General features: G+C 40.4%; 15 protein-coding genes. 13 read left to right on the plus strand and 2 right to left on the minus strand.

Annotated elements, in window-relative coordinates:
• Positions 1–44: 44 nt before the first annotated feature.
• Positions 45–836, plus strand: a complete 792-nt coding sequence (locus IEO70_RS18945; protein WP_190999941.1) for a sporulation protein YpjB — start codon at positions 45–47, stop codon at positions 834–836.
• Positions 837–890: 54 nt separating this feature from the next.
• Positions 891–1,571, plus strand: a complete 681-nt coding sequence (locus IEO70_RS18950; protein WP_190999942.1) for a zinc metallopeptidase — start codon at positions 891–893, stop codon at positions 1,569–1,571.
• A 69-nt stretch (positions 1,572–1,640) separates the two neighbouring features.
• Here IEO70_RS18950 and IEO70_RS18955 read toward each other — a convergent pair whose 3' ends face one another.
• A complete protein-coding gene (locus IEO70_RS18955; RefSeq protein WP_190999943.1) occupies positions 1,641–2,879 on the minus strand; it encodes a helix-turn-helix domain-containing protein in 1,239 nt (412 codons plus the stop codon).
• Positions 2,880–3,053: 174 nt separating this feature from the next.
• Here IEO70_RS18955 and IEO70_RS18960 point away from each other — a divergent pair, with 174 nt between their 5' ends.
• Positions 3,054–4,343, plus strand: a complete 1,290-nt coding sequence (locus IEO70_RS18960; protein ID WP_190999944.1) for an MFS transporter — start codon at positions 3,054–3,056, stop codon at positions 4,341–4,343.
• A 213-nt stretch (positions 4,344–4,556) separates the two neighbouring features.
• Here the strand turns inward: IEO70_RS18960 and IEO70_RS18965 are convergent, their stop codons facing one another.
• Positions 4,557–5,429 carry a YitT family protein gene (locus IEO70_RS18965; protein ID WP_190999945.1) on the minus strand — a complete coding sequence of 291 codons (873 nt, stop codon included), beginning with the start codon at positions 5,427–5,429 and terminating at the stop codon, positions 4,557–4,559.
• Positions 5,430–5,672: 243 nt separating this feature from the next.
• Between IEO70_RS18965 and IEO70_RS18970 the strand changes: the two genes are divergently transcribed.
• The 10 genes from IEO70_RS18970 (at position 5,673) to panD (ending at position 14,865) form a co-directional block, all read left to right on the plus strand.
• Positions 5,673–6,011 (plus strand): nucleotide pyrophosphohydrolase, encoded by a 339-nt coding sequence (locus IEO70_RS18970; protein ID WP_190999946.1) that lies wholly within the window; start codon positions 5,673–5,675, stop codon positions 6,009–6,011.
• A 1-nt stretch (position 6,012) separates the two neighbouring features.
• Positions 6,013–6,813, plus strand: coding sequence for a 4-hydroxy-tetrahydrodipicolinate reductase (gene dapB / locus IEO70_RS18975; RefSeq protein WP_190999947.1), 801 nt, complete (start codon positions 6,013–6,015; stop codon positions 6,811–6,813).
• Between the two features lie 13 nt (positions 6,814–6,826).
• On the plus strand, positions 6,827–7,216 hold the full coding sequence (gene mgsA / locus IEO70_RS18980) for a methylglyoxal synthase (RefSeq protein ID WP_190999948.1): 390 nt from the start codon (positions 6,827–6,829) through the stop codon (positions 7,214–7,216).
• A gap of 19 nt (positions 7,217–7,235) precedes the next feature.
• Positions 7,236–7,949 carry a bacillithiol biosynthesis deacetylase BshB1 gene (bshB1, locus tag IEO70_RS18985; RefSeq protein ID WP_190999949.1) on the plus strand — a complete coding sequence of 238 codons (714 nt, stop codon included), beginning with the start codon at positions 7,236–7,238 and terminating at the stop codon, positions 7,947–7,949.
• Entirely contained in the window at positions 7,946–9,070 is a 1,125-nt protein-coding gene (gene bshA / locus IEO70_RS18990; protein ID WP_190999950.1) for an N-acetyl-alpha-D-glucosaminyl L-malate synthase BshA, read from the plus strand. Before bshB1 ends, bshA begins: the two co-directional genes overlap by 4 nt.
• A 16-nt stretch (positions 9,071–9,086) precedes the next feature.
• Positions 9,087–10,286, plus strand: a complete 1,200-nt coding sequence (locus IEO70_RS18995; protein ID WP_190999951.1) for a CCA tRNA nucleotidyltransferase — start codon at positions 9,087–9,089, stop codon at positions 10,284–10,286.
• Positions 10,271–11,248, plus strand: coding sequence for a biotin--[acetyl-CoA-carboxylase] ligase (locus IEO70_RS19000; RefSeq protein ID WP_190999952.1), 978 nt, complete (start codon positions 10,271–10,273; stop codon positions 11,246–11,248). The genes IEO70_RS18995 and IEO70_RS19000 overlap by 16 nt, the downstream gene beginning before the upstream one ends.
• A gap of 1,514 nt (positions 11,249–12,762) precedes the next feature.
• Entirely contained in the window at positions 12,763–13,596 is an 834-nt protein-coding gene (gene panB, locus IEO70_RS19005; RefSeq protein ID WP_190999997.1) for a 3-methyl-2-oxobutanoate hydroxymethyltransferase, read from the plus strand.
• Between the two features lie 17 nt (positions 13,597–13,613).
• Complete coding sequence (panC, locus tag IEO70_RS19010; RefSeq protein ID WP_407949781.1) at positions 13,614–14,459, plus strand: pantoate--beta-alanine ligase; 846 nt, start codon at positions 13,614–13,616, stop codon at positions 14,457–14,459.
• Positions 14,460–14,481: 22 nt separating this feature from the next.
• Complete coding sequence (gene panD / locus IEO70_RS19015; protein WP_190999953.1) at positions 14,482–14,865, plus strand: aspartate 1-decarboxylase; 384 nt, start codon at positions 14,482–14,484, stop codon at positions 14,863–14,865.
• Positions 14,866–15,070: the final 205 nt, after the last annotated feature.

Below are 15,070 nucleotides of genomic sequence, written 5' to 3' on the forward strand. Positions count from 1 at the left end.
TTCTCTCTCTCATATAAGTAATAGAGGAAGAGGAGGGACATGCTGTGGTAAAAAAAATCTTAATACTATTTGTTGCCTTTTATGTATTTATTCCATACGCTAATATTGCTGATGCCTCTTCAGATTTGCAGAAGCTTGATGCAAAGACGGATGAAATATTGCAAATGGTGAAGGTGCAACGGTATGATTTAGCTTTGAAACTACTAGATTCTTTTTCAGCAAATTTTTTAGATGTGACTGCAAGTGAAAATGTATTTACAAATGATGAATTTAGAATTGTGTATTCAGCATATGAAGAACTAATGCAGAAGATGAAGGATCCGGATGCAGAGCATAATGAAAAAGTAAATTCCGCTACAAAGCTGAGGCTTGTCGTAGATGCCGTCCATACTGATAGTCAGCCGCTATGGACGAATATGGAAGAGCAAATGATGGGCGCTTTTCAAGATGCGATTCGTGCAGCCGGTGAGCATGATGAGGCTATGTTCGAAAGTGAATTAGATCGTCTGCTGGAGCAATACGATTTAATATATGCCAGCCTGCAAGTGGATTTTCATCCGGAGACGGTTCAAATGCTGGATTCGAAATTTTATTATATTGATCAATATCGCCCGCAAGTATATCTTAATGGAGTGGAGCAGCAGGAATTGGCTGTCTTGAAATATGAAATGCAATCGCTTTTTGATGAAATGGAAGAGGATGAAGCCGACCCTTCTCTTTGGTGGGTCATTATATCGACAGGCAGTGTCATTATTACAACATTATCGTATGTAGGCTGGAAAAAATACCGCGGCTCAAAGGAGGGTTTAAAGTATAAGAATAAACAGAAAGATTGACAGTTACTGCTATTATTTCTAAAATAATAGTAATACTTTTTTTGGGAGGTAACAATGGCTAGTTATTTAATCTACTTGGCGATTATCATTTTGATCCCGATTTATGCTCAATTCAAGGTGAAGTCAACGTATAAACGTTATACAAAAGTTGCATCATCTTCTCGCATGACGGGTGCCGAAGTAGCAAGAAAAATTCTTGATGATAATGGTTTATACAATGTCCATGTTGAAGAAACAAGAGGGTATTTAAGCGACCATTACGATCCAAGAAGCAAAGTTGTTCGTTTATCATCTGAAAATTACCACGGTCATTCATTAGCGGCAACTGCCGTATCTGCCCATGAGGTTGGCCATGCTATTCAAGACCAGCAAGATTACGCATTCCTGAGATTGCGTCACTCGCTTGTCCCTGTTGCGAACATTGGTTCAAACTTGTCATGGGTACTGATTTTAATCGGTTTTATTGCAGGTTTATCTAATTTCGTTCTGTTCGGGATTATCTGTATGCTTGCAGCGGTTTTATTCCAAGTCGTTACGTTACCTGTAGAGTTCAATGCTTCAACAAGAGCAATGGATCAAGTTGTATCACTTGGTATTATCCGCTCAGATGAAGAGCGCGAAACTAAAAAAGTTTTAAATGCGGCAGCATTAACATATGTGGCAGCAGCTGCAGTTGCTGTGCTTGAATTAGTTCGTCTGATCATGATTTACACTGGCATGAATTCTGAAGACTAACTCGAAAAACCGTCACCGTTCCTTTTTAAGAAAGAAACAGGTTGCTCCTATTAGGAACAACCTGTTTTTTTATACTTTCATTCCTGTTACTTTTTCATATGTGTCAAAAATAAATGATTGGTACAAGTTTTTAGGTAAAGGTTTTACCAAGTTATAGCCGAGTGTAATCTCGACCATTGCTTTTTCGTGTTGCCCAAGTTCTTCATAGCAAAGGGCTCGTATAGCAAAAAGTTGATAGCTGATGGCTAAATCATAAGGATGATGAATGTACTCAGAGACTTTCTCGTTTTTTAGCAATTCCAGTGATTGTTCATAGTGTCCTAATGCCCAGTGGCAATAGGCTTCTTCTACTTTAAAAAGCCCTGTGATTCCAGTACTTGAAATTACGTCTTTATGAGATTTGACGGTCTCTTCAAGTAAAGTAAGAGCTTCATCAAATTCTTTCTTAAATTGGTTCAAGTAATGTGCTTTTATAAAGTTTAATGACACTTTAACAGCTGTATCATCAGCAAAATCTGAATACTGCTCAAGTTTTAAAATATAGTATTCAGCTGCTTTTTCATCGCAATCCATAATTGCGCGAATTAACATAAAGCGGTATAAGTCATCGATCCGATAAAAGATTTTATCTTCTTTAGATAATTTAATCCCTTCCTGCAAGTGCTCCATAGCACGTTCAATATCATCAACTGCTAAATACATAATCGTTAACATATAGTGCATATCAAGCTTCGTTAAATTATTGATGAAATGCTGTTTTCCTTCAGTGTGCGCTTCGGCTTCATGTAAAAACTGCAACGCTTCTTTGTAATGACGCTGTTCAAATTGTCTCCAGCATAAATGAATATAACAATCTATGACGTGATTGAACATATTTAATTCCTTATATCGTGTGATGGCATCCCGCATATGTGATTCTTCCTTGTATGATCCTGTTACATAGGCAAGACGGGCATATAAATCTAACAGGCGCGCATTTTCATAATTTCGTTTTTGAAGATTGGGTATTTGCGGTTCAATCAGTTTTTCGATCGGTTCGTACATTTCTACCGTATTTGCTTCTGCCATCAATTGTTCGACTTTATCCAGCAATAGCCGAACCTCTTCTGAATCGTCATCTTGAAGCAAAGCATTTACCTCTACGCCGAGCCTGCTTGCGATAAAATGCAAGCTTTCCATTGATGGCTGCGCTTTACCGTTCTCAATCAGGCTGAGCATGCTTTTGGAAAGTTGATCTCCAGAAAGTGTCTCTAATGTCAGTTTCTTCTCTTTTCTAAGCTTTCTAATTCGTTTGCCAATTCCGTTCATTTTTTTCACCCTATTTCCAACGTCTGTCTCTTGGTTTAATTATATTAAACAATAATTGCGTAGTAAAGTATAAAAAGTTTAATTAAATTTAAAAAACTGTTGTCAGGAAAAAACTTCCTGTGTTATATTAAGTTTAATTAAATTAAACATTTGGGGATTGGATGGTGTTAAGCTATGAATGAAGCTGTAAAAATGAAGAGAGCGACATATCACTTATGGACGTTTTTAATTAGTAAAATGATTTCTTCATTAGGTTCTAATGTATATTCATTTGGTTTAAGTTTGTATATTTTAGCGATGACAGGGTCAGCATTCAGCTTTGCGGCAAATATGATTTGCAGCATTTTACCAAGAACGATTTTGGCACCAATTGCTGGTTATTTTTCAGATCGATTTTCGAAGAAGATGCTTGTGCTGACAGGTCAGGCAGGTGCGGTTATTTCGGTTGGTGGTCTGCTTCTCTATTCGAGTATCGTTGACTTGTCACTAGTTGCGGTCTATATAACAACCGCCTGCTATGCGATTAGCAGTACTTTCACAAGTGTAGCCTTTAGTTCTTCAATTGCTAATTTAGTTGATGAAGATCGCATACAAAAAGCAATGTCTTTCAATCAATTATCTCTTTCTGTTGCTGCAATTGGGGGACCGGTTATCGGAGGAATGTTGTATGGCTTTGTTTCAATGCATGTCTTTCTGCTCATTCACATGATTGCGTATGCGATTTCTTTATTGTTAGAAGCAACGATGGATTTCCGTTTATTCAGTAAAAAGGCTGAAGCGGCGCAAGATAATGAAGTGAAGCAAGAAGGAATCGTGACCAGCATGAAAGATAGCCTTGCTTACGTGAAAGGAAAACCGATTGTTTCAACGATTTTATGGGTATCATTATGGCTTAACTTCTTTTTTACAGCTTTTAATGTAGGTGGGGCTTACGTTTTAGTAGAAATCCTTCAGGTTGAAGCGAGACATATCGGAGTCATTGAAGCGGCTGGAGCAGTCGGCATGCTGATCGCATCCATTTATATGTCTTCTAGGAGCACGGTTCAAAACCCGCTTATGTTTTCGAAACGTTCGATTTTATCAATGTCAATCATTATAGGAATGCTTGCTGTTCCATTAGTCATTGATTTTCCTTATGTTGGTATTGTCATCTTCTATATGATTATGATGTTTGGTTTAACAAGCTGCGGTGTTTTAACGAACACACCAGTTGGAGTTTTGCTGCAAAAAGAGGTGGATGAAGCATATAGGGGAAGAGTGTTTGGCATCCTTGAAACAATGGCAATGGGAATGATGCCGCTTGGCACATTGCTGTTCGGTTTGCTTTATGACCTGGTGCCGGCTCACTTGCTTTTGTTCGGCTCTAGTTTGGCATTAATAATCATAACTCTATACGTGTTCCGACCTTCCAATATGAGGATGATGCACATAGAACATGCTGTGAAAGAAGTGGAAACCGCATAGTTTGCGGGATAAGAAAAGCCATCTGCAGCAGATGGCTTTTCTAAACGTATTATGAAATTGTAAAAGTCTACTAAATTTTATGAAGAGTATCGACGTCTAGCTTCAGCGCCCAGCACCTATTGCCCTTCGTCAACCGCCCTTCGTGTTTTCTATATCTTGGTCGGCGGCTTCCAGTTCATACGGTGCTTTTTAGGGGGCGCCTACGCTTTTGCTTTAATGTTCAATCGGATTTTTGTTTTCATCTAATGTGAAGCCTTCTCCAAGCACGTCATGCACCATGCTCACCGTAACAAAGGCATGAGGATCGACAGACATAATTGTGTTTTTTAGTCGGACCATTTCCTTTTTTCCGACAACGCAATATAAAACATCACGATCGACTTTTGAATAAGGTCCGTGTCCGCGCAAAATAGTTACTCCGCGTTCCATCTCTTTTAAAATTACATCAGCTATTTGCTCATTTTTATCGCTAATAATCATCGCACCACGGGCAGAGTAAGCTCCTTCTTGCATAAAATCAACAAGTCGCGCTCCAATTGCAACGGCAATCAATGTATACATCGCTTCCCGAATTGATAAATATGTAAATAACGAAAGAATAATAACGCATGAATCGAAAATAATCATCGTTCTGCCCATTTTCCAGCCGACAAATTTTTGAACAAGACGGGCAATAATGTCGACTCCGCCGGTTGTGCCTCCATAACGGAAAATGATGCCTAGACCGACTCCAATAAACGCACCTGCAAATAATGAAACAAGCATCAAGTCATTTTCGAGGCCAAGACTAATTTGATATCTTTCAAAAATCCATAGCCATACAGACAGTGCGACTGTTCCGATAATTGTATACAGAAATGAATTCCTTCCGAGAAATTTCCATCCAATTAGAAATAGTGGAAGGTTTAAAGCCAAATTGGAATAAGAGGGATTAATATTGAACAATTGATACAAAATGAGCGTTAAGCCGGTAAATCCGCCTTCAGCCAAATTGTTTTGCATATTGAAATGAACCAAACCGAAAGCAAAGATGGCAGCTCCTAAAAGAATAAAGAATATATTTTTGTATTTTAAGCCAAATACCACTGCAAAACCTCCAAACTAAAAAGACATCAACTGCGTTCTCATTATATAAGAAAAATAGCAAGAAAGCCAATTGGCGTTATGTATTACATAAATGATAAAACAGTTCGCTTTGAACAATTGAAATGCTCCATTAATTTAGCTAATATGTAAGGGCGCGTATTGCTAGCGTTAATCCGTAAATTTCAGTCTGCACCCAAACATTTGCTATAATAGAAATATATTTGTTGATAAGGGTGATACATAATGGCTAAAAGCATGAAGGACATGCAATTGGATGTCGACCAGTATATCGGTCAATTCAAGGAAGGTTATTTCAGCCCGCTTGCAATGCTGGCAAGAATGACAGAAGAACTGGGAGAGCTTTCGCGCGAAGTGAATCATTATTATGGCGAGAAACCGAAGAAGGATACCGAGACGGAGAAGAAAATACAAGAAGAATTAGGCGATATGCTTTTTGTTCTTATTTGCTTTGCCAATTCGTTAAATATCGATTTGGAAGAAGCGCATGAGATGGTTATGAATAAGTTTAAAACGCGAGATCGAGATAGATGGACAAGAATAGAAGAAAAGGGGAATGAATAATATGGAGAAAATTAAAATAGCAGTAGCCGGACCGCGTGGAAGAATGGGGAAAGAAGCTGTCCTGCTAGTACATAATACGGAACATTTCGAGCTTGTTGCAGTTATCGACAGAAAAAATGACGGCGGCAATTTACAAGATGTAAAGGGATTTGAAAATATTCCGGCGCCAATTTTTACAGATATTAAAGAGTGCCTTGAGACAGTACAGGCAGATGTGCTGATTGATTTGACAACGCCTGAATTCGGTATGCTGCACACAGTAACAGCATTAGAACATGGTGTTCGTCCAGTAGTTGGAACGACAGGTTTCACGAAAGAAGACTTGCAAAAACTGCAAGAAATGTGTGAAGAGAAAGAATTAGGCTGTATTATAGCTCCTAACTTTGCACTTGGAGCTATTCTAATGATGAAGTTCTCGCAAATGGCTGCTAAATATTTCACAGATGTAGAAATCATCGAAATGCACCATGACCAAAAGCTTGATGCGCCCTCTGGTACAGCTGTAAAAACAGCTCAACTTATTCAAGAAGTTCGCGAGAGCAAGCAACAAGGGCATCCGGACGAGAAAGAAACGATTCCTGGAGCTCGCGGAGCGAATATTGACGGTATGCGCATTCACAGTGTGCGTTTGCCAGGTTTGATTGCTCATCAGCAAGTGATGTTCGGAGCAGATGGTCAATCGTTAACGATACGCCATGATTCATATAACCGCGAATCATTTATGTCAGGTGTTAAACTGGCAGTTGAAAATATCATGAAGATTGATATGTTAGTGTACGGATTGGAAAACATTATTGAATAGGAGCGAACGTCCGATGAATATTGCGCTTATTGCTCATGATGAGGAAAAAGAAAATTTAATTGGTTTTGTTACAGCGTATTTACCTATATTTCAAAAACACACGTTATTTGCAACCGGTACGACAGGACAGAAAATCAGTGAAGCAACAGGCCTTTCCATCCATCGCTTTCAATCTGGACCATTAGGAGGAGACCAGCAAATCGGTGCGAAAATCGCTGAAAATGAAATGGATGTCGTATTTTTCTTTCGCGATCCATTGACGGCTCAACCTCATGACCCGGACATAAATGCACTCGTACGATTGTGCGATGTTTACAAAATTCCGATTGCGACGAATATCGGAACAGGTGAAGTTCTTATTCGTGGTTTAGAATCGGGCTATATAGAGTGGAGAAATTTATAAAAATTAAGGTGAGAGAGACATGCAGAGAGAAATAGACATCCTTGCCATCGGGGCACATGCCGATGATGTTGAAATCGGTATGGGAGGAACAATCGCAAAATTTGCGTCTGCCGGTAAACGCATCGTCATATGCGATTTGACTCAAGCGGAAATGTCTTCGAACGGCACCATTCATACACGGATGGATGAAGCGAAGAACGCCGGAGAAGTTTTAGGTATCTTGCATAGGATAAATGCTTATTTGCCGGATCGCGGCTTATTTTTAAAGGAAGAATACATATCGCGCGTTGCATCGATCATCAGATTGTATCGTCCGAAGCTAGTATTCGTACCTTATGAAATCGACCGTCACCCGGATCACGGTAATTGTGCGAAACTAGTCGAGGAAGCTTGCTTTTCTGCAGGCGTTAGAAAGTATGTAGATGAGCAAGATCAACCCCCACATCGTGTTGAGAATATGTATTACTATATGATAAATGGTTTTCATAAACCGGATTTTGCTGTTGATGTCACTGAATTTATCGAGGCAAAAACAGATGGCTTGAAGGCGTATAAAAGTCAATTCGAGAAGACCGAGTCAAGCTTTCAAACGCCGCTTGTGGACGATTATATTGAAAGTATTATCTCCAGAGACAAAATGATTGGCAAAGAAGTCGGCGTTCGGTATGCAGAAGGATTTTTCAGCAAAAAGCCATTGCTGCTGTCACAAGATTTATTAGGAGGAAAGGCATGAGTTTAAATATTGGGATTATTTGTTATCCCTCAGTAGGCGGATCAGGAGTAGTTGCAACAGAGTTAGGAAGGCTATTGGCGGATAAAGGCCATAATATCCACTTTATTTCAAGCTCTATGCCGTTTCGATTAAAAAAAGTTCATCCGAGAATATGCTTCCATAGTGTCGAAGTAAATCATTATTCGGTTTTCCAATATCCGCCCTATGATTTATCATTGGCAAGCAAAATTGCAGAAGTGGCTAAAAGAGAAAAACTGGACATTTTGCACGCCCATTATGCAATGCCGCATGCTGTTTGTGCGATTTTGGCTAAACAAATGATTGACCGCGATGTGAAGGTAGTCACAACTTTACATGGAACAGACATTTCTATACTGGGAAATGACCATTCCATGCAGGAGCTGATTAAATTCGGCATTGAAAAATCCGATTATGTGACGGCTGTATCAAACGCGCTTGCTGAGCAGACGTTGTCAATCGTTAAGCCTGATAAGGAAATTCACACGGTTTATAACTTTATTGATGAAAGAGTATACAAGAAGCAATCGGAAAGTAACTTGAAACAGGAATTAGGAATAAACGAAGAGAAAGTATTAATCCACGTCTCTAATTTCAGAGAAGTGAAAAGAGTGAAGGACATTGTTCGAGTGTTTGAGAAGGTGAAGCAAAAAATGCCGGCGAAGCTATTAATGGTCGGAGATGGACCGGAAATGAGCAATGTTTGTGATCTTGTCGATTCTTTGCAGCTTCGAAATGACGTGCTGTTTTTAGGTAAACAGGAAAACGTCGAAGAACTGTACAATATTAGTGATTTAATGCTGCTGCTTTCGGAGCAGGAAAGCTTTGGTCTTGTATTGCTCGAAGCGATGGCTTGCGGTGTTCCATGTATCGGCACGAATATAGGCGGAATTCCTGAAGTGATTGATCATGGTAAAGCAGGCTACATTTGCGAACTTGGAGACATCGAGAGTGGAGCGGAATATGCGCTGAGACTGCTTGAAAATGAGAGTTTGCATGCAGATTTCGTCAAAAACTGTACGGATATTGTTCAGACGAAGTTTCAATCGGCAACCATTATTTCACAATATGAAGAAATTTATAATAAGCTTCTGCAAAGTTAAGTGAGAGGAAGGAAATATGAACGAGTACTTTCAAAGAGCAATACCTTTATTGAATAAAATTGAGCAAAACGGGTATGAAGCTGTGTTTGTCGGTGGCAGCGTCCGCGATTATTTATTGAATCGGGTGATTCATGATGTCGACATCGCCACGTCGGCAACGCCTGAAGAAATAAAGGCGATTTTTCCAAAGACGGTCGATGTCGGCATCGAACACGGAACTGTGATGGTGCTTGCTTTCGGGGAAAGCTATGAAATCACAACGTATCGGGCAGAAAGCGAATATGTCGATCACCGAAAACCGAAGGAAGTAAAATTTATTCGTTCCCTTCATGATGATTTGCAGCGCCGCGATTTTACGATGAATGCTATCGCGATGAATAAAAACGGGGAATTAATTGATCCATTCCATGGGCAACAAGCTATAAAAAATCATTTGATTGAAACTGTCGGAAATGCCAATGAACGCTTTCAGGAAGATGCGCTCCGAATGATGCGCGCACTCCGGTTTGTCAGTCAGCTTTCCTTTACTTGCGCGCCGAAAACACTTGAAGCACTTATTTTCAATAAAGAGCTGTTAGCAACTATTTCTGTTGAACGAATTACCTCTGAATTCGGCAAACTGCTGGATGGCTCGAATGTCCAAGAAGCTCTCCGACTGTTGGTTGAGACGGACCTGCTTGCGTATTTGCCTGAGTTAGACGGCAAGCGAGACGGGATGCTTCAGTTGGCCGGCTATCCAATCAATAAACTGAAGAGTGAAGATGAGAAATGGGCATTGGCGATGCATTGTACAGATACTCTGGAAAACGTGGAAAAAACACTGAGGAAATGGCGCTTATCGGTAAAGCGAATCCGTACAATCCGTACGATTATGAAGCTGGTAAAAGAACTGCCTGAACAGCCGAACTTAAAGTGGCTGCTTTACCAAAACGGCTTGGAATACGTGGTAAGCGCCAATCATGTCCTGTCGGTTTTAGGTTATGATGCGGTTATGGAGGACGAGGCGTTATTGGAACAGTGGCAATCTTTGACCATTCATTCACCTTCAGATCTGGTGGTAAAGGGTTCTGATTTTGTGGTATGGGCAGAAGGAAGAAAAAGCGGTCCGTGGATTTCTGAAGCGTTGACAGTTATTTCTGAGAAAGTAATTAATGGAGAAATCAAGAATAATAAAGAGCAAATATTCGAGGAGGCAAAACGATGCAATCTCATATAAGAAAGCAATTGTTGGATGCCTTTGCAAATGCCGGAGATGACTTCATATCCGGGCAATCGATCGCTGAAATTACCGGCTCATCAAGAACGGCTGTATGGAAGCATATCGAAGCGCTTCGCAAGGACGGATATACGGTAGAAGCTGTCCGCCGCAAGGGCTATCGGATTACCGGTTTTCCAGGGAAAATGTCAGCAGACAGCATTAGAATGGCTTTAAACGGAACAACGTTTGGAGAAAATATTTACTATTATGATTCGGTTGATTCTACACAAAAAATAGCAAATGAATTGGCCGGTAATGGCGCTGCAGAAGGCACAATTGTAGTCGCAGATCAGCAAACCGGGGGGAGAGGGAGATTAGCGAGAAAATGGTATTCTCCGCAAAACACCGGAATTTGGATGAGTTTAATCATTAAACCGAATATCCCAATCTACCAGGCGCCGCAATTGACGCTCTTAACAGCTGTGGCAGCTGCAAAAGCGATTGAAGAACATATTGCCGTTGCCCCATATATTAAGTGGCCGAATGATCTTTTGTTGAACAACAAGAAAATTACGGGGATATTGACGGAAATGCAAGCTGAAGCTGATTCCATTCACTCTATTGTTATTGGTATCGGCATTAATGTTAATCAGGAGCAAACAGATTTTCCTGAAGAGCTGCAGGACATCGCAACGTCATTGCATATTGAAACAGGGCAAACATTTGCCCGTGAAGCCATCATTAGCTCATTTTTGCGACACTTTGAAAACTTGTACATGGTTTATCAAAAAGATGGATTTGCTGTCGTGAAAGAACTATGGGAAAGCTACGCCATCAGCGTCGGCAAAACGATTACCGCTACAACCATTAATGAAAAGATTGTCGGTATTGCTCTTGGCATTACGGATCAAGGTGTACTGTTAATCAGGGACGAACACGGACAAATTCATAATATCTACTCGGCAGATATTGAAATATAAGTTTATTAATAACAGGGTCTTTGAAAAGTTTTTATGACTTATCAGGGACCTTGTTTTTTAACAAGTTAAGAAAGTTATAGTTTTGAATGAACCTTTTTGAACTTAGACAGCTGTCTAACCTTACACTTGCCATGCTCGGAGGCCTATAGGATGTAGGTCATATCAGTGAAGACATGCGGATGTGGCGTCTTTAGCCGACGTTCATTACTTGCTGCCTCCCCCAAGAAACTAAAACCGGGTTTCTCATGTGGGGCTCTCACTATGAGAGTCACAACGACGAAGATATGCGGACGTAGCGCTTTTAGTCGCTGTTCCTTACTAGTCTTTGTCTAGCTGCAGCGGCCAGCCAGTTTTCATCTTAGAGAATCTTCCTAGAGTATCTTGTCAAATTCATGACTGATAAGTGATGAATTTGACAGCTCTATGGTCTAAGCCAAACCACTCTGGAAATTTTACAATTTCCTACGTGATTTGTCTTATGCAGGTCGGGGCTAAGCGGGCCGCTTCCGCTTTTCGATTTCCGCATGTCTCCTTTTTCATCGAGGTGAATCTAAATAGCATATTCATGATGAAAAAGGACCGGTAATGGTTTTTCTAAAAGATAAGAAAGTATATTTTTGAACTTAGTTAGCTGTCTAACCTTATACCTGCCATGCTCGGTCCTAAGCCGTCCGCGCCGTGAAACCAAAAGCGGGTTTCACGGCGCGGCTGGCTTAGTCCTCCCGCATGTCTCCTTTTTCATCGAGGTGAATCTAAGTAGCATATTCATTACATTAAGATTACGATGAAACTCAACAGAACAAACACCATTTTTCACATCTGCCTTACCGTTAACTTCTTTAGCGAATTGTTTACATAGTTCTTGAATATTTTGCATAGTGAATCACCCCCATTTATAAAAAGATATGCCCGAAATTCTGTTTTAAGTTTGGAAAAGAGCTAAATTCGTTCGCACTCTTGTGGAATACCCAATAATCTTATTGTTTCTTTCTTACGGATGACAATTATTCTAGGGTAGAACAACTTTTAATTGATTGGAGCGGAGGGCGGCGATTCCTATGAGATAAGCGTGGCGCCCACTCGAGGAAAGTGTCCGTCCGCAGCGGAAGCGGAAATCAACATAAACTACACCATTATTTAGAGGAGGGCGACTCCTACTTAGGCGCTGGATTAACCAAGTAATAATGACTGATTAAATAGAAAAAACTACACATAAAATACTGAAACAAAAGCAATTTGTAGAATAATTATGAAAACGGTTTATTTTTTTGTGGCATACTTCTTCGGTACTCTGTTATAATGACCTTGGGCAGTATCGACTACAGAACTGCACCTTGCAGGACAGTGAAGAAGTATCAATAAAATAGTCTGCCTAGATCCGCGTTGGACAAGGACAGAGGGGTGAAAACACAATGTAATCGTTACGGGATCCTTCTGCGCATTTGAAGGGTTTTTTTAATGCGATTAACTAAGTGTGTAATTTATCTCCTCTAAATTAAAGGAGGAATAAAGTGATGAAACTTTCAGGCCATTTTCTGAAAATGAAACAAGAAAAAGAGAAGATTGTGATGCTTACGGCATATGATTATCCTTCTGCAAAGCTGGCTGAAGAGGCGAATGTGGATATGATTTTAGTAGGTGATTCCCTTGGTATGGTTGTGCTCGGCTATGAATCTACTATACCGGTAACAGTGGACGATATGATTCACCACTCAAAAGCTGTTAAACGTGGAGCAAAGGATACATTCACCGTAACGGATATGCCGTTTATGAGTTATCACTTATCAATAGATGAAACATTAAAAAATGCTGCCCGTATTATGCAGGAAGGGCAAGCTGATGCGGTTAAAGTAGAGGGCGCGGATGAAGTTCTTTATAAAATTTCAGCACTTACAAAAGCGGGCATTCCGGTTGTTGCCCACCTGGGTTTGACACCGCAATCGGTTGGCGTCCTTGGGGGCTACAAAGTGCAGGGGAAAAGCGTTGAAGCGGCAGAAAAATTAATTGAAGATTCGATTAAATGCCAAGAAGCAGGTGCCATTGCGTTAGTGCTTGAATGTGTTCCTCACCAAGTTGCGTCATTAATTACGGAAAAGCTGAGCATACCTACAATCGGTATCGGTGCCGGAAATGGCACAGACGGACAAGTTTTAGTATTCCACGATGTTATTCAATACGGTGTGAAACGACTTCCGAAATTCGTGAAAGCATACGGTAATGTCAATGAGAGTATCTCTTCTGCTATCTCTTCTTACGTACATGAAGTAAAAGACGGTTCTTTTCCGGATGAAAAGCACTCGTTTACGATGAAAGAAGAAGAAGTTACGGCATTATACGGAGGAAAATAATGATGATTTCAACTAACTTGAAAATTTATAAGAAGGCTAATGAACTTCAACAAGTATTACAACAGCTAAAACTGAGCGGGAAAACAATTGGATTTGTGCCAACGATGGGTTATTTGCATGAAGGGCATGAGCAGCTTATGAAAGAAGCGCGCCAGGAAAATGATATTGTCGTATTAAGCATATTCGTTAATCCATTGCAGTTCGGTGAAAATGAAGATTTGGATAAATATCCGCGTGATATTGAACGCGATGAGCAAGTAGCATTGAAGCAGCAAGTTGATTATATTTTTTATCCTACTGTAGAAGAGATGTACAAAGAAGGTCCGTCCGTAACAGTGAAGGTCGAGAAGAGAACCGATGTGCTGTGCGGCAAGTCTAGACCGGGTCACTTTGACGGGGTTGCGACAGTTGTGACGAAGCTTTTCAATATTGTCGGTCCTCACAACGCTTATTTCGGCTTGAAAGATGCACAGCAAGTTGCGGTTATTGAAGGAATGGTTGCCGATTTCAACATGCCGGTGAACATTGTTCGCGTGCCGATTGTCCGGGAACAAGACGGGTTGGCGAAAAGCTCCCGCAACGTGTATTTGACGGCTGAAGAAAGAAATGAAGCGAAGCAATTATATGCGAGTCTTCAAATTGCGCAAGACTTAATCGCAGCAGGTGAAAGAAATCGCGAGCGTATTATTTCAGCTATTGAGTCTCATTTAGTAAAATATACGAGCGGGACAATCGATTATATTGAGATTTATTCATATCCTGAGTTGCAGAAACTGGATAGTCTTGAAGGGGAAATAATCATTGCACTTGCGGTAGCTTTTAAATCTGCCAGGTTAATAGACAATTGCATTATCACATTATAAATCGAATAACGGGGGAATATCTGTGTTTAGAACGATGATGAAGGGGAAAATTCACCGTGCCACTGTAACAGAGGCGAACTTAAACTATGTGGGAAGCATTACAATCGACGCCGACCTTCTAGATGCGGTCGATATGCTGCCTAACGAGAAAGTGGCAATCGTGAACAACAATAATGGTGCCCGTTTAGAGACATACATTATTGCCGGTGAAAGAGGAAGTGGGGTTGTTTGCTTGAACGGTGCGGCTGCACGTTTAGTTCAGCCTGGTGATATCGTTATTATCATTTCATATGCGCTTGTTGCCGAAGAGAAAGTGAAAGACCATGCTCCTCGTGTAGCGATAATGGATGAAAATAATAATATAAAAGAAATCATTGCTCACGAACCTGAAGCGACGATTTTATAATAATTAAACAGCTGACGTCATTGAATTAGAAGCCTATAATCATGTAAGATGTGATTATGGACTTTTGATGAAGTGAAGTCAGCTTTTTTATTGTCTAACCATACACCTGCCATGCTTGGAGGCCTACAGGATGTAGGTTACATCGGCGTTGCCACACGACGTGGCGCTCATAACCGATGTTCCTTCTATATGCCTCGCTCAAGAA

The organism is Peribacillus faecalis (assembly GCF_014712675.1).
GTDB classification, from domain to species: domain Bacteria; phylum Bacillota; class Bacilli; order Bacillales; family DSM-1321; genus Bacillus_AD; species Bacillus_AD faecalis.

Excerpts from the sequence above, each read along its gene's own strand:
- IEO70_RS19000 (WP_190999952.1), top strand. The coding sequence starts at position 10,271 with ATGCAATCTCATATAAGAAAGCAATTGTTGGATGCCTTTGCAAATGCC.
- panB (WP_190999997.1), top strand. The coding sequence starts at position 12,763 with ATGAAACTTTCAGGCCATTTTCTGAAAATGAAACAAGAAAAAGAGAAG.
- IEO70_RS18955 (WP_190999943.1), bottom strand. The coding sequence starts at position 2,879 with ATGAACGGAATTGGCAAACGAATTAGAAAGCTTAGAAAAGAGAAGAAA.
- IEO70_RS18950 (WP_190999942.1), top strand. The coding sequence starts at position 891 with ATGGCTAGTTATTTAATCTACTTGGCGATTATCATTTTGATCCCGATT.
- IEO70_RS18995 (WP_190999951.1), top strand. The coding sequence starts at position 9,087 with ATGAACGAGTACTTTCAAAGAGCAATACCTTTATTGAATAAAATTGAG.
- IEO70_RS18970 (WP_190999946.1), top strand. The coding sequence starts at position 5,673 with ATGGCTAAAAGCATGAAGGACATGCAATTGGATGTCGACCAGTATATC.
- bshA (WP_190999950.1), top strand. The coding sequence starts at position 7,946 with ATGAGTTTAAATATTGGGATTATTTGTTATCCCTCAGTAGGCGGATCA.
- IEO70_RS18960 (WP_190999944.1), top strand. The coding sequence starts at position 3,054 with ATGAATGAAGCTGTAAAAATGAAGAGAGCGACATATCACTTATGGACG.
- bshB1 (WP_190999949.1), top strand. The coding sequence starts at position 7,236 with ATGCAGAGAGAAATAGACATCCTTGCCATCGGGGCACATGCCGATGAT.
- mgsA (WP_190999948.1), top strand. The coding sequence starts at position 6,827 with ATGAATATTGCGCTTATTGCTCATGATGAGGAAAAAGAAAATTTAATT.
- dapB (WP_190999947.1), top strand. The coding sequence starts at position 6,013 with ATGGAGAAAATTAAAATAGCAGTAGCCGGACCGCGTGGAAGAATGGGG.